Here is a 14,056-nt window from a genome sequence, read left to right on the forward strand (position 1 = left end):
ATATATTCACTTCTCCTGAAGAGGGGGTCGCTCATGCATCCCAATCTCATTCCGCATCAACATCGATACCATCTCTAGGGCAGCCTTATAGGTCATCTAGACATCCCCCATAGGCTTGGCACAGCCTGCGCGGCTCTGCATGCGCGAACCGATAAAGTCAGCATATGCACGAGCGCCCTTGACCCAAGCAGCTATGGACAGCGCTAATGGCACAAATGCTGCGTTTACCCAACAAGCTAGAGTGCGGCTATAATCCAAAGAGACTAAGTGTTCGAGGGCATTGCTATTGGTTTACAGAATCAGGGCATTATTCATCATCGTGGCCGTCATCATAACTCTTACGAGCCTCTATTGGAGTTTTCGGTTGCTCAGCCCTACGCCTCCAAAACTACTGACTATGGCGACGGGACCTGCGGGCAGCGCCTACGAAAAATTGGGAGAGCTGTATAAGGAGACTCTCGCAGAACATGGCGTAAAGGTTGAACTGATAAGTAGTCGAGGTGCCATTGAAAATCTAGAGATATTGAAAAATGGACAAGCGGATGTAGGTTTCGCCACTCTAGGATCTCCCGAAAGTGAGGGCGCTGAAGAACTGCGCTCACTTGGAGCTATGTTTTTCGAGCCCCTGTGGGTTTTTAGCAATAACTCGGAACTTGATGCCGGCAACGTAGAGAAGATACGTGATCTTCGGATTTCAATCGGACCACCGAAAAGCAGATCGAACTCTGCTGCTAGGACACTGCTGTCTCTAAACGGTGTTGATCCGAAGACGGTGGAAATTTCTGAATATGAACCGGCACACGCTGCGGCGCTACTAAAGTCCTCCGACATCGACGCCCAATTTGTTGTCAGTAACGCTATTTCACCTGTTATAAGTGAGCTACTTCGAGCGGATGGCATATCGCTTATAGATTTCGAGCGCGCCGATGCCTATATGGCGCTCTATCCGGAACTAACAAAGCTTGTCGTCCCTGCAGGCGTTGGCAGCTTCGCCCTTAACCTGCCCCCCGAGATACGAGAGTCCTCGCGTTCACGGCGATCCTTGCAGTACAGGAAGGGCTACACCCGATCACACAAAGCCTGTTCCTTGAGGCGGCGGAACGGATTCACGGCGACCCAGAACTTTTTTATCGGGCGGGTGAATTCCCTCAAGCCCGAGATCAACTCATTCTGCTGAGCGACAGTGCAAAAGCCTATTACGCCGATGGTCGACCCCTCTTACTTAGGCTACTGCCCTACCCCGTTGCCGTGCTTGTGATGCAGTTATTGACTGCGGCAATACCATTGATCGGGCTCGTATACCCTATGTTGAAAGCTATGCCATCTGCGTTTCACTGGTTGATGCGCCTTCAGTTTCACCGCGTATATACAGAGTTAAGGGCTATCGATCGAGGCATAAATGATGCTAGCGATGACATACTAGAAAGCAATCAGCAACGGCTGGAGAGTCTACAGCACAGAGTAACAACGCTGCGTGTTCCCGTTACGTACGCAACTAAAGTATATGCATTGAAGTCACATATAGGCGGAGTTCTGCAAAGAGTGGTAGATACAAGACAAAAGCGTGCCGACACACCTTGATCTAGTTTGAGTGGTTTTGCCAGGGGCAACTGGGGAAATCGTATCTACCGCTGTCTATCACAGGCAAAATCGTCTCGTTAGGCATTAAGACTATATCTATAATAAAAATACCACCTTAGTATGGCAGCGCTACCTGACTGCGCGATGAATGTGGTGGAGGGATATATTTGATCTCATTCCCAAACGCAGAAAGCTCACTTTAGACACGTTAGCAATACTGATTCACTGCATGGTTTACTATCCGCTTAAAATGCTTCCAGCTAAACAGCATCACCCAGTCTCTCCCAGTCGTATGCACTAAGCGTTGCAGAACGCGAAAATCCTCACAATTCCTTATTCTAGTGTAAGTCAGTGCAACGCTCAGCCTATCTAATTACCCTCTATCACTAGCCGTAGACGCAAAACAGGCGTTTGGTGCAAATCTTGCCTATACTTTTTTTAACCACAGGCACTCACCAGTACGAACAGATCGGATAGAAAGCAAACTGACGCGGTAATGGTCTATTCAAACTGACAAGTGCACGATTGTAAGAAATAGTCTCGAGGCATTCTCAGATGCGATTAACTCAACTCATTGCCACAAGTCTGCTGTTAATAATGTTTACATCAGACTATACCGTCGCCGACGATACGACCATCGAGCAAACCGACGCTGTAGATGCGCTGGTGGGCTGGGACGCGGCAGAACCCGATGAAGGTAGCGATAGCCTCGATGAGAGAAGGGCGAAGCTGGATAATCGCGCACAGGAACTCGCTTACTGGCTTGATGGATTTTTTGGTGATCCGCAGTATGACCTCGACAAGCCAGAATCGGTTGTCAGATTAATAGCAATCACCGACTGGGATGAGGAAGACGGTACCGAGTTCAAATTTCGAGTACGCGGTAAGGTCCAACTGCCGAACATATCAAAGAAGCTGAACCTGGTTTTTCGGGGTGAGGAATCAGACGATGACGAGGAGCTAGAACGCTACGACGACTCGGTCGCACTTGAATACAAACTCAATGAGGGCACACGGTCGAAGTTCGATGCAACCATAGGATACTCATCGCGCGGTGTGCGCCCCGGAGTCAGGTACAGAAACGAGGGGCCATTTACTCGTAACTCAAGCTATCGATGGGTACAGCAATTGCAATACACCAATAAAGACGGCTTCTATACAACCACTCGGATTGATTTCAATCGCTCTTTCGGAGAGAACTATGGCATTCGTTGGGATAACCGCGGCATCTACGGTGAAGAGACAGAGGGCATTGAATGGCGTTCAAAATTGTCCCTTCGCCAAAGGTTGGGGGTAGATACAGATAGGCCCACTGCTTTGAGCTACTTTGCCGCGGTCAACGGTGTAACCCAGGACGAAGACTTCACAAAGAATTACCGACTAGGGGTAAGGTTCCGCAGGCAGTTCTACAAAGACTATCTTTTCCTGGAGCTAGAGCCAGCTTATAACTGGCGTCGCAAAGAATACGAAGACAACCGCGACACAGTTTTTTCCATCAACATCAAACTCGAGATGGCTCTAGGAAAAGACCTGACAGACTGATGACACACGTCAATGGCGTCCTTTCTGGCTTCGCTTGTCTCGGGAACCATCCTCGACTGCTGTGGTTTAAGATTGGGGCTTAAAGTTGTCTCTAAGCGCTCAAAACAACAAGAAGCATAGAGTATGCTTCTTTGCTTCGACTAGTAACTGTTTTTCACCTGAAAGGTAAGCAACACTACTTCTAGGCTATAAAATAGATGAAGAAGGAGCATGCTTTCACTATGCATTAGCAATTTGAATGTAGGTGTTAAGACTCATTGACTCGGAACACGCTTACACTTCTTCATTCTAGGCCAAATTGATTCTTTTGCAGGCCCCGCCCATAAAACTGCTGCGCCGGTCATTCGTCGACCGAAGACATCAAGCGCACGATAAGCGGTGATCCCAGGTAATTCTGTAACGACCATCTATTTTTGCAGGAGCAAACCGGAATGAGTACCATACATGTAGATCCTAGTCCCGCTTCGATGCTGAACGGCCACTACATCATTCTAAAAACTATAAGTGCCACCTATGACTGAAGAACATCTGCGAGTAATTATCGTCGTCTATACCAGCGCCTTGCTTCCCCTTGTAATAGTGCCCTTGCTTCACTGGCGCAAGAAGATCCCCTCTTGGTCACTTCGGGTTTATCTCGTCAGTTTCCTATTCTGCGCGCTCGGCTGGGAACTATGGTTTACTTTCGGCTTGCTAGATGGTGACCCTGTCAATGTACGTCGCGCCACTACCCTGAATGAATGGATACCCGAGCACATCAACTGGGCCATGAATTCGCTGGCAGACGCCGGCAGTATTGCACTGGTGGCCCTTTGGCTAGCCTGGTCCCTCACCGGCAAAAACAGCGATATTTTTCGCCACTGGCACTGGCCTGCCTTTGCCATAATGATGGCGTATTGTTTAGGGCAAAATATTATCGTGGAGATGTACCTTTATCACGACCAACTGGCGATTGGAAAACGTCTTTCATGGGCACCATTGGCACCCACTGGTCCATGGTACAACCCAACGCTATTCGAGTTTCGTGGCCGAACAATTACCTTGCAGGGGCAGGTCCCCTGGCTTCTGATGACCCCATTCTGTACTGGCTCACCATCTTGCTGGCAAACAGCCAACAAAAAATGCCCCAAAACCCGGAGTCCGGTAATAGCGACGAGACCCTGAAGCCGTCCTTAGCGCGTGAAACCGTTTAGATAACCGGGCGACTGTTTTTTAGTTGCGTACTGAAACCGGTATAAGTCGCCATGGGTGCTGAGACTGCTCACCCAGTCAGTTTTGTAGGTTCGGTAAAAGCGAGCCCAGTCTGCAAAGGCAAAATCGCGGGCAAAACTATAGCTATCGGCTAAATTTAGCCCTTATCGCATGAACCACGCCTAACGCCCCCATTGGCGGAAAGCAGCTGGCTGCGAGTCCAGCACAGCTTCTTGAGCTAATGCACCATGCGCTTACTACATTTCATTCATTACGAATCTTGTAGCTTATTTAGGTGCTTCCTTTGCCTCAACCGTGAGGCTGTGCCAGAGAGTGCTCTCTAAAGTCTATCACTCCAAAATCTCTACAGTCACAGCCTCAATCGTACCGGTAAACAAGGAATCCCTTGCCGTGGGGAAAACGCTTTGCGCAACTTGGGTCGATAAATCAACACCCACATCGGTTGTCTCATCAACAGTATACGCATTCATAATAGTGCGCTCGATTCGCTCACGGGCAACTTCTTTGCCGTTGACTGCCAAAATCGCTGTGCCTCCCTTGCCTCGTCCGTCGCCATCATAATCAAACGTATAGGTGATTGTAGATTCACCTTCGGGAAGTCGTTCGGATGACTTCAAAGACGTAATTTGATGCTGAAGAAAGTTGTAAGTAAAAGCAGGATAACCGTCGGTAACATAAAGCGCCCAACCAGAGTGGCTTCCACCCTGCGCCAAAATAACACCGTTAGCCTCTTCATCTCCCCGAACTCCAACAGCAGCAGTGATCCGGCTGGAGGTGTTCTTGACGTTTAGGAACGTGTCCTCGGCCATGCCGATCATACCAGGAAAGACTGTTAATGATTTCCTGCCATCCATTAAATCAATCCGCCCGGCGGTTTTGGCATCCATACGATCCAGTAGTCGCGTATCGAGTGGTAGAACATGGTTCTCAACGGCCTGCTCCATAAATACCTTAATCATCTCGTTCAACTTTTTCGGCTTATCCTTTGCGAGGTTGTTGCTTAGGGAAAAGTCATTGCGAAGATCGAAAAGTTCCCAACCCTCCTTGCTTGTGATCGGATAGCGTGACTCGGGATTCCAGGGAGTGGTCTGAATCACCCGAGCAAACCACCCTTCATGATAAATTCCGCGATTTCCTACCATCTCGAAATACTGAGTTTTATGACGCTCTTCGGCATCGGCATTATCGAAAGTGTATACGAGGCTAGTACCCTGCATCGGAATCTGTTTAACACCGTTGACATACTCCGGTTCGGGGATCCCGGCGACCTCGAGAATCGTTGGCGCTATATCGATAACGTGACTAAATTGCGTGCGCTTCTCACCCCGTGCCTTGATCATATTAGGCCAGTGAATAACGGTGCCATTCCGAGTACCCCCGAAGTCCCCAGCTTCCTGCTTTGTCCAGGCAAAAGGCGCATCAAATGCTACAGCCCACGACGCGGCCATGTGTGGATAACTTGTGATAGTACCCCACTCATCGAGGCGCGAAAGCTGGTATTCAACGGTCTCTGGATAGCGATTCATCATAGAGTACCAATTGAAGTAACCATCTCGTTCTCCTTCCGCACTGGTTCCGTTGTCTCCCGAGATGTAGATAACCAGTGTGTCATCAAGAATGCCCATGTCCTCCAACGCATCGACAACCCTGCCGGCCTGATAATCAGTATGCTCTACAAGCCCCGCGAAGAACTCAGCCTGCCTAGCATACAGTCGTCTTTCATCAGCAGTATGACTATCCCAGTCATCAACCTCATCTGGCTTTTGCGCTAAAACAGTGCCCTCAGGAACAATTCCGGCTTCCAGCTGACGAGCCAAAGTTTCCTCACGAAGCTTGTCCCACCCTTGATCAAACTTCCCACTGTATTTGTCAGCCCATTTCTTATGTACCATGTGGGGTGCATGAACACCCCCGGTTGCAAAATATACAAAGAACGGCTTTTCAGGGGTCATCGTTTTCTGAGCCCGCATCCAGTTGACAGCCTGATCTGCTATGTCCGCATCGAAATGGTAATCTGGGTCGCGAATTTTATCTGTGTCGACCAAAGCGAATCCGTCGTGAATGTTTGGACGCAAGAAATTAACTTCAGCGCCAATGAAACCGTAGAATTTCTCAAACCCCTGGCGATTAGGCCAATTGTGCTGGGGCCCTGAAACACTAGTATCGGTGAGTGCGGTCTCATGCCATTTGCCGAAAGCTGCTGTGTTGTAACCGTTCAGGCGCAGTATCTCTGCGACGGGCGCTGTTGTATTGGGAATCTGCCCCGTGTTACCCGGGAACGCTGTCGCGATCTCCTGGACTGAGCCTACATTGACCATATGGTGGTTGCGACCAGCTTTTAGCGCGGACCGCGTAGGTGAGCATAACGCCGTAGTATGAAATCGCGTGTAACTTAGTCCGTTTTGAGCGAGTCGATCCAGCGTGGGCGTGTCGACTGGCCCGCCGAAAGTGCTGGGAACACCGTAACCTACGTCATCGGTAAGTATAACAACGATATTCGGTGCTTTCTCAGGTGGGGAAATTACCTGTAAGGGCGGCGGCTGAACTTTGTTTGCATCGACTTCTGTTATCGAGGGATAGTCAGGAGCGGCTATAGGGATACTACTTCGATCCAAAGCCGTCGGTTCAGCAGAAACCGCCTGTGCGAAAACTGAAGTAACGATAACAGCCAGTGCGCGCTTCACGAAATATAGAGTCATTTTTCGTATGCTCCCTCCAGAAATATGACAAGTCCAAAAAGGTCGGATGATCTCGCCTTCTAGACTCCCTGAAGGGAATTGTAGTAGAAGAAAAAAATATTGCCTGAAGTTCTTTTTTTCAAAAGCCTCATCTGTGACCACTAGTTTTCACTAGAGATGGAGCGAGCTGTGTTTTCTCCGCACCGCGATCGTCCTTCATAGCCCTACGTCATGACTAATCGCGTTGACGTACAAATACATTCGAATTCAAGAGGAGATACATTCTAAGGAAACTCGTCACCGCGACGCCTTTTCACCGGGGCACGCGACTAGTGCACCACGAATAGGCAAAACAACAACTGGAAGACTATGCTTGGGATAGTACAGACGAGGTCTGTCAGGGTTGTGATGAGCCGCGTCCTCCGCGGCAATGGTGTTATGCTCAAAAATTATTGGCATGCATTTCGGCCAATACACTTGGTCGCGCTGAGAGACCGACTTACCAATAAAAATCCCAGGCATGCACTTCACTGTCGTGCACCCTGCTGAACTGTACTGGGTAACCAGGGCTTAATAGACCTCTGACTAGGCCATGGAACGCTGATGGGTAGAGTAACTTACACGCCACGACGTGATTTAAATACAAGATAGACTGCTATCTGATGCTTTGACGCGGGCAGTATCTGGATTGCTGCACAGATTACACGAACGAACTTCAGCTGTGCGCAAGCATGCTATTTGATACGTTTCCTGCTCGCACACACCACGCGAGAATGTGGATTAGTCTGGGCCCTATTCAGTCCAGCCGCATTCGCTCGATGATCTCCTCCAGCTCGCCTGACGCTCGCATTCTCGCGAGTTCAGCTTTGAGCTCGAGCGCTTGTTCGGGGCTTTCGGCCCCAAGAAAGAAGCGCAGGGGCTCATCACGAAAAACCGCATCATCGGCTATGGTGAGGTTGTTAACGCGCATGATCCCCTTGAGCGTATCCACATAAGCTTGGCCTCTCTCAGAGTAGGCAATCAGGCCGTCCGCCAGGGCCATGGAATTGAGTTGCTTAGCAGTTGCACGCTGTTCTGCCCTGAGGCGACGAAAATCTTCGTAGGCTGGATGAGTATTTAGGTTCAGGAAGTAGGCTCTAACACTATCAAAAGGCCATTCGTAGGCAGCGATACGATGATCACCTAAGTCCACACGTTGCTGCTCTGGCAACAGTCCATTCCCGCCATAGGTCCACTGTCCAAAAAGCGCATTGCCCTGTGACGCGAAACGCGACGTGCCATACCCGCTTTCATACGCCGCTTGCCCCAATACCAATCCGGCTGGAATAATGTCGAGGCGATAAAGAGCAGTATCTATGATGCCAAGCCAGGCTGCGTCTGTAGCGTCCAGCAAAGCTAATTGATCCTCGCCCTTGATCCGTAACAGCTTCGCTAAATGGCGCATAGAGGTTAGTTCCTCAGCCGTCATCCCCTGGCCGCTGTCGAGTGCAGAGGAAATAGCCCGCAGTTTCTCGCGCCGATCAAGCACCAGTTGATTGGCATGCAGAACCATGGGAAGCATCGCTCGGTAAAACAGCTCTTTTTTATCCGCCACCGAAAGGTTGCTCGCCTCAAGCGCCCATCTAGGAGAAATGCCGGCGATGAGAATGCGTGGCACCTGCAGCTGTTCTTCGCGTTGATCCTCGCCCCACCAGTTTTCGTCCTTCATCCATTGGGTAATCTCGTCGAACCCGGAAAGAACGATTACCTCCTGAGCGCTAGCGAGAGGTGCAATATTAAGAGACATGACAAACAGCAGGCCGTTGAAAAGGCCCAAGAAACCACTGCGGTACTTACTCATATGAGGTGACCTCTAGCCGAAGAGAGACCAAAAAAAGTAGGCGCCTCGGGCGAAAAAATCAAGCACCTAACACTCGAATAACCGCTCTGAGCAACGGCCAGGTTCACGTTTTTACTATCTCGATAGATGAAACCGGCCGTTCGACCGTTACGGTCTGTATAAACCACGGGTCACCTGCTCGCTGCCGTTATCGACCTACTGATACACGGCGCAACCGATAGCCAGAATTAGCCTATTCAATGCGGGAAAACATACGACTCCCTCGAGGTTTCTGATACTTGATGACTCTAGACATTGCTTAAGAACTACAATGAATGTGAGCGGCAGCTTTGAGACCAAGAGCTGGCGAAACAAAACACTCAAAGGTCAGGGGTTTTTACTCAAGCCGCTAAGCCGCTAAGCCGCTAAGCCGAGCAATAAAAAAGGGCTTACGAATCATCGTAAGCCCTTAGTTTAATTGGTGGAGCTAAGCGGGATCGAACCGCTGACCTCAACACTGCCAGTGTTGCGCTCTCCCAGCTGAGCTATAGCCCCAAATTTTGTAGCTAACCCGTTGATCTATCTGGTTTTTTGCCGAAGCAATATCAACGAAGAGGTGCGCATTTTATTTACCCGGGCCGGCCCTGTCAAGGCGTTGGCGACGAGAAATTGCAGTTGCGCTACAGCGACAGCCACAAGCGCAGCAAATGGCGCTTGCGCTCAGGCTCATCCCAATCTTCATACTCGGTTCGCGCGTGCAGATTGGTGTGGTTTGAAAGCAACTGAATGTCGCCTGGCTGCAGGTCCATATCCAGGTAAATGCCCTCCTCTGCAGCGATCGCCTCGTAGGTATCGAGCAGGTCCTGCTCCCGGGCGGACAGGGGCGGAACATCGTCGTGACGCATCGCGGAGCGGAAATAATCGGCGTGGTAAAAGGTGCGCAGCACACCTTGGGCGTAACGGCACGGAGGAATCGGCAAGGTGCTGCCTGCCTCATTCACTTCCTTGTCGCGAATATCGAGGCTGAAAGGCTCGTACAGACGGGCGACTAGCTCAGGGCGTCGCTTGCACAACTCATTGAACACCGTCACCGAGCTGACGATTCGGCTATGGCCACCGCGACGTGCCTTGTTCAGGCACAACAGGCCCACCACATCCGCAGCATCGCAGTGGTAGTCGATATTCGCAGCCGTTTTGTACAGGCGCACAGCGTCATCCTCGCGCTGGGCGCCGGTATCGATGACATGCCCCAGCAAGTCACCATCGGGGTTCTGCTCGCCGGGCCGCCCCAGGTGCAGGCCAAAACACCAGAAGAACCGTTCGCTCTGGGCCTGACTCCAGTCTTGTACCGGCACACCGCGAATCACCTGAAAACCCAATCCGCTACTGAGCGTGTCGCGCCAGCCTTGAATTTTCTCGCTCAACAACGGCAGTGGGAAATCTTCTGCCTGCAGTGTGCGTGTTTCTCGGCCCAGCGCTTCGGCGCTCGCCATAGCCTGGTGAAGCTCGGCCACCTCGGCGTCATTGAGCTGATAGGCCAGCGCTTCCAGGGACGGCATCTCCCGCCCTATCCAGGCAGCTTCGCAGGCCAACGGCTCCAGAATCGCGGCCTGGTGGGGGCGATCAAAGTAATGTAGTGTTTGTCCGATAAAGCTCAGGTACGGGCTCGCTATGGGCGCCTCCTCTCCGCGTAACGACGCTTTGGCCCGCTCAACCATCTTGCGCCACCATTCAATCACTTCGGGGCCAAGCAGCGGCATTGCCGCCCACCAGGTCACCTCGGCAAACAGAAACAGGCTGCCGCCCCAGGCGGCCTTTTGCGGGCCAGAGATATCCAGGAACGGAATAGCCGGCAGTATCACCCATGCAATACATGACACGATAAGCAAACCATAGCCGCAAATTTCACGTAAACTCAGCCCAACCATTGTTTCACCATAACAACTTTTGCGAGGGAATTTCCATGTTGGGTAAAGGATTGCTCTGGGCCGCTGGACTCATCTTCTGCGCCTACGGTATTGCATGCTTCATCGACCCGAATCTGCCCGCCAACTACGCAGGGCTGCGCATTGGCAACGGCGACGCCTATGCGGAAATGGGTGCCATGTACGGGGGCCTGCAATTCGGCTTTGGTCTCTATTTGATTATTTGCGCCTTCCGCCCCAGCCTGTATCGGGCGGGCCTTATGCTGATTGTCATCGCCATCGGCTGCCTGGCGGCCGCGCGCCTTTACTCCGCCTGGCAGGCAGACTTCCTGGTAGGCACCTATACCTGGGGCGCACTGGCCTTCGAAAGCGTCATCGCCCTCATTGCTGCACGCTGCCTGTGGCGCTAATCGGAGTCCAACTGTGAAAATCAGCCCCGAAGCCGTCGGCATTTTCCACTACACCCTGCGTGATCAAAATGGCAAGGAACTCGAGACGTCGCGCGGCGATCAACCCACCGCCTATCTCCACGGCCGCAACAATATTGTCGCGGGTCTGGAGACCGTCATGGAAGGCAAAGAGGCCGGGGATGTGTTTTCTGCCACGGTCGCTCCAGAAGACGCCTACGGCACACCAGATCCGGAGCGTCAGCAGCGCGTGCCCATAAAGCATCTCATTTTCAAGGGCAAGCTCAAACCAGGCATGGTTGTGCAGCTCAATACCAGCGACGGCCGTGTACCCGTCACCGTGACAAAGGCAGGTCGCCACAGCGCAGACATTGACACCAACCATCCCCTGGCTGGCCAGAGCCTGAGCTTTGATATCGAGATATTAGAGGTTCGCGCGGCAACCGAAGAAGAGATCGCCCACGGGCACGCCCACGGTCCCGGTGGTCATCAACACTAACTAGAGGTGGTCGCCGTTCAGGTAGTACCAGCGGCCATCAATTTTTTCGAAGCGGCTGCGCTCGTGTAAACGGTGGCCGCGGCCATTCACTTTAAATCGGGCGACGAACTCAACGATGCCTTCGCTGTCGTTATCGCCGCCCGCTTCAGTGTCCTTGATGGATAAACCAATCCAGCGCTGGTCTTCATCCAGCCGTACCCGCGTGGGTCGCGTATCCGGGTGCCAGGAGGCCAGCAGATAATCCGCCGCCAGTGTCGCAAAGGCCGTATAGCGGGATCGCATCAGTGCTTCAGCCGTCGGTGCCACCTGTGCGCCGCTGATGTAAGGCTCACAACACGCGGCAAATACCTTGGCACTGCCACAGGGGCAGCTCGCAATATCAGCTCTGGTCATTCTCAGCGGGTCCGTACTTGGGCAGGCGCAGATCGAATAGAATGGCGCAAGCCCGCAGGCCAAAGGCAAGCGCGATGGAAATTGGCAACGCCCATTCTGTAAAAGGATGTAACGCGGTGTAGGACGCAGCGCCCAACAGCGCGGCGCTGACATAAATCTCCGGACCCAGCAGTACCGGTTCCTTGTTCAGCAGCGTATCGCGAATCATCGAGCCAAAGGTGGCTGTCATAACCCCCATGCCCACCGCCACAATGGGCGGCGCATCGAACTGCAGTGCTTTTACTGCACCCAGCACACTGAATAACGCCAGCCCAACAGCATCGGCCCACAACAATACGCGGCTGATGGAATCGAACAGTGGCGCCATAAACCAGGTTGCCACCGAGGCTGCCACACAAATCCACAGGTATTCGGTGCGGGTGAACCAGAACACCGCGTCCGTCCCCAGCAACAGGTCGCGCAAGGTACCACCGCCAATGCCGGTAATGGTGCCGAACAGAATAAACCCGAGAATATCGTGGCGCCCCTGCGCGGCCGCCAGGGCGCCGGAGATAGCAAACACCGCCGTGGCCACCAGGTCGACCACTGTAATCACATCATTCATCAGCATTCGATGATATTCACTGGCACTTCAAGCACATTAACCGCGAGGCCACCCCGGGCGGTCTCCTTGTATTTGTCCTGCATATCCCGGCCGGTATCGCGCATGGTGCGGATGACCTGGTCCAGCGACACATAGTGTTCTCCGCTGCCGCGCAAGGCCATGCGCGCGGCACTAATCGCCTTGATGGCGCCCATGGCATTGCGTTCAATACACGGCACCTGTACCAGGCCGCCAATCGGATCACAGGTCAGGCCGAGGTTATGTTCCATGGCGATTTCAGCGGCATTCTCTACCTGCGCCGGTGTACCTCCGAGCGCGTCGGCAAGCGCACCAGCTGCCATGGAACAGGCGGAACCCACCTCGCCCTGGCAGCCTACTTCGGCACCTGAAATCGAGGCGTTCGTTTTGTACAAAATGCCAATGGCGGCAGCGGTCAGCAGGTACCGTACAACATCGTCTTCGGAGGAGCCGCTGCAGTGGTCGAGATAATACTTGAGCACCGCGGGGATAATCCCGGCCGCGCCGTTGGTGGGCGCAGTCACAATGCGACCACCTGCGGCGTTTTCCTCATTGACGGCCAGCGCATACAGCGTGACCCAATCCATGGTGTTCAGGGATGCATCGCCCAGTGGTTGCTGCTCGCTCTTGAGCTGGCGATGCAATTGCGCCGCCCGGCGTTTCACCTTGAGGCCACCCGGCATAATACCCTCGGTGGCAACACCAGTGGCAATACAGGCGTCCATGACGCGCCAGATACCCAAAAGCTGCTCTTTGATCTCCGCGTCGCTGCGCCAGGCCAGTTCATTGGCCATCATGAGTGCGCTGATCGACAGGCCGTGCTCACGGCACTGTTGCAGGAGTTCCTCAGCGGTACTGAAGGGGTATGGCAGTGGCGTCTGGTCCTGAGTAATCGCGTCTTCGCCCGCAGCGCTCTCGTCGACAACAAAGCCCCGCCCACGGAATAGAACACCGCCCTGCTCAATAACTCGCCGGCGCCATCAAACGCGGAGAACTGCATACCATTAGCGTGGTACGGCAGCAATTCATTGCGGTGCATGACCAGGTCATCGCGGTAGCTGAAGTCAATGGCGTGCTGGCCCAGAATATTGAGTCGCCCACCCTCACGAATGGCCGCTACGCGCTCGGCAATACTCGCCACTTCAACGCCTTCGGGTGTTTCTCCCTCCAGCCCCATCAGAATGGCCTTGGGTGAGCCGTGGCCAGCGCCCGTCGCGCCCAGGGAGCCATAGAGCTCGGCATTAATGCGCTGACACTGGGACAGGCTCTGCTCGGCGGCGAGGCGCAGTGCAAAGTGACGGGCCGCATGCATCGGGCCGACCGTGTGTGAACTGGAAGGGCCAATACCGATTTTGAACAGATCAAAGACGCTGATTGACAT

At 52.8% G+C, this 14,056-nt stretch carries 10 protein-coding genes, 1 tRNA gene and 1 pseudogene; 5 read left to right on the plus strand and 7 right to left on the minus strand.

Annotation, left to right across the window (positions count from 1 at the left end; genetic code table 11):
• The first annotated feature begins 286 nt into the window (after positions 1 to 286).
• The 3 genes from BST95_RS13475 to BST95_RS13485 all read left to right on the plus strand — a co-directional run bounded on the left by BST95_RS13475 (position 287) and on the right by BST95_RS13485 (position 4,284).
• Positions 287 to 1,177, plus strand: a complete 891-nt coding sequence (locus BST95_RS13475) for a TAXI family TRAP transporter solute-binding subunit (protein ID WP_084200126.1) — start codon at positions 287 to 289, stop codon at positions 1,175 to 1,177.
• 959 nt (positions 1,178 to 2,136) lie between these two features.
• Positions 2,137 to 3,123 carry an SGNH/GDSL hydrolase family protein gene (locus tag BST95_RS13480; RefSeq protein ID WP_084200127.1) on the plus strand — a complete coding sequence of 329 codons (987 nt, stop codon included), beginning with the start codon at positions 2,137 to 2,139 and terminating at the stop codon, positions 3,121 to 3,123.
• 513 nt (positions 3,124 to 3,636) lie between these two features.
• Positions 3,637 to 4,284, plus strand: coding sequence for a hypothetical protein (locus BST95_RS13485; protein WP_205737274.1), 648 nt, complete (start codon positions 3,637 to 3,639; stop codon positions 4,282 to 4,284).
• 377 nt (positions 4,285 to 4,661) lie between these two features.
• On the opposite strand, the gene BST95_RS13490 is transcribed toward BST95_RS13485, so the two are convergent.
• From BST95_RS13490 to BST95_RS13505, 4 genes are all read right to left on the minus strand, one after another.
• Positions 4,662 to 7,016, minus strand: a complete 2,355-nt coding sequence (locus tag BST95_RS13490; RefSeq protein WP_229801571.1) for an arylsulfatase — start codon at positions 7,014 to 7,016, stop codon at positions 4,662 to 4,664.
• 790 nt (positions 7,017 to 7,806) lie between these two features.
• On the minus strand, positions 7,807 to 8,850 hold the full coding sequence (locus tag BST95_RS13495) for a glucosaminidase domain-containing protein (RefSeq protein WP_084200129.1): 1,044 nt from the start codon (positions 8,848 to 8,850) through the stop codon (positions 7,807 to 7,809).
• Between the two features lie 458 nt (positions 8,851 to 9,308).
• A tRNA-Ala gene (locus BST95_RS13500) sits at positions 9,309 to 9,384 on the minus strand.
• Between the two features lie 125 nt (positions 9,385 to 9,509).
• The gene (locus tag BST95_RS13505; RefSeq protein WP_084200130.1) at positions 9,510 to 10,757 is read right to left on the minus strand and encodes a TauD/TfdA family dioxygenase; all 1,248 of its coding nucleotides are present in this window, start codon (positions 10,755 to 10,757) and stop codon (positions 9,510 to 9,512) included.
• A 35-nt stretch (positions 10,758 to 10,792) separates the two neighbouring features.
• On the opposite strand from BST95_RS13505, the gene BST95_RS13510 reads away from it, so the two are divergent.
• Both BST95_RS13510 and BST95_RS13515 read left to right on the plus strand, forming a co-directional pair.
• Positions 10,793 to 11,164: a DUF4345 family protein gene (locus tag BST95_RS13510; RefSeq protein WP_066056279.1), complete on the plus strand. Its 372-nt coding sequence runs from the start codon at positions 10,793 to 10,795 to the stop codon at positions 11,162 to 11,164.
• Positions 11,165 to 11,177: 13 nt separating this feature from the next.
• Positions 11,178 to 11,660 (plus strand): FKBP-type peptidyl-prolyl cis-trans isomerase, encoded by a 483-nt coding sequence (locus BST95_RS13515; RefSeq protein WP_084200131.1) that lies wholly within the window; start codon positions 11,178 to 11,180, stop codon positions 11,658 to 11,660.
• Here the strand turns inward: BST95_RS13515 and BST95_RS13520 are convergent, their stop codons facing one another.
• The 3 genes and pseudogenes from BST95_RS13520 to BST95_RS13530 form a co-directional block, all read right to left on the minus strand.
• Positions 11,661 to 12,053 carry a YchJ family protein gene (locus BST95_RS13520; RefSeq protein ID WP_084200132.1) on the minus strand — a complete coding sequence of 131 codons (393 nt, stop codon included), beginning with the start codon at positions 12,051 to 12,053 and terminating at the stop codon, positions 11,661 to 11,663. It lies immediately after the preceding gene.
• The gene (locus BST95_RS13525; RefSeq protein ID WP_240500198.1) at positions 12,040 to 12,657 is read right to left on the minus strand and encodes a trimeric intracellular cation channel family protein; all 618 of its coding nucleotides are present in this window, start codon (positions 12,655 to 12,657) and stop codon (positions 12,040 to 12,042) included. Before BST95_RS13525 ends, BST95_RS13520 begins: the two co-directional genes overlap by 14 nt.
• Positions 12,657 to 14,056: pseudogene (locus tag BST95_RS13530) on the minus strand (L-serine ammonia-lyase). The gene BST95_RS13525 and the pseudogene BST95_RS13530 overlap by 1 nt, the downstream one beginning before the upstream one ends.

Source organism: Halioglobus japonicus (genome assembly GCF_001983995.1).
GTDB lineage: Bacteria > Pseudomonadota > Gammaproteobacteria > Pseudomonadales > Halieaceae > Halioglobus > Halioglobus japonicus.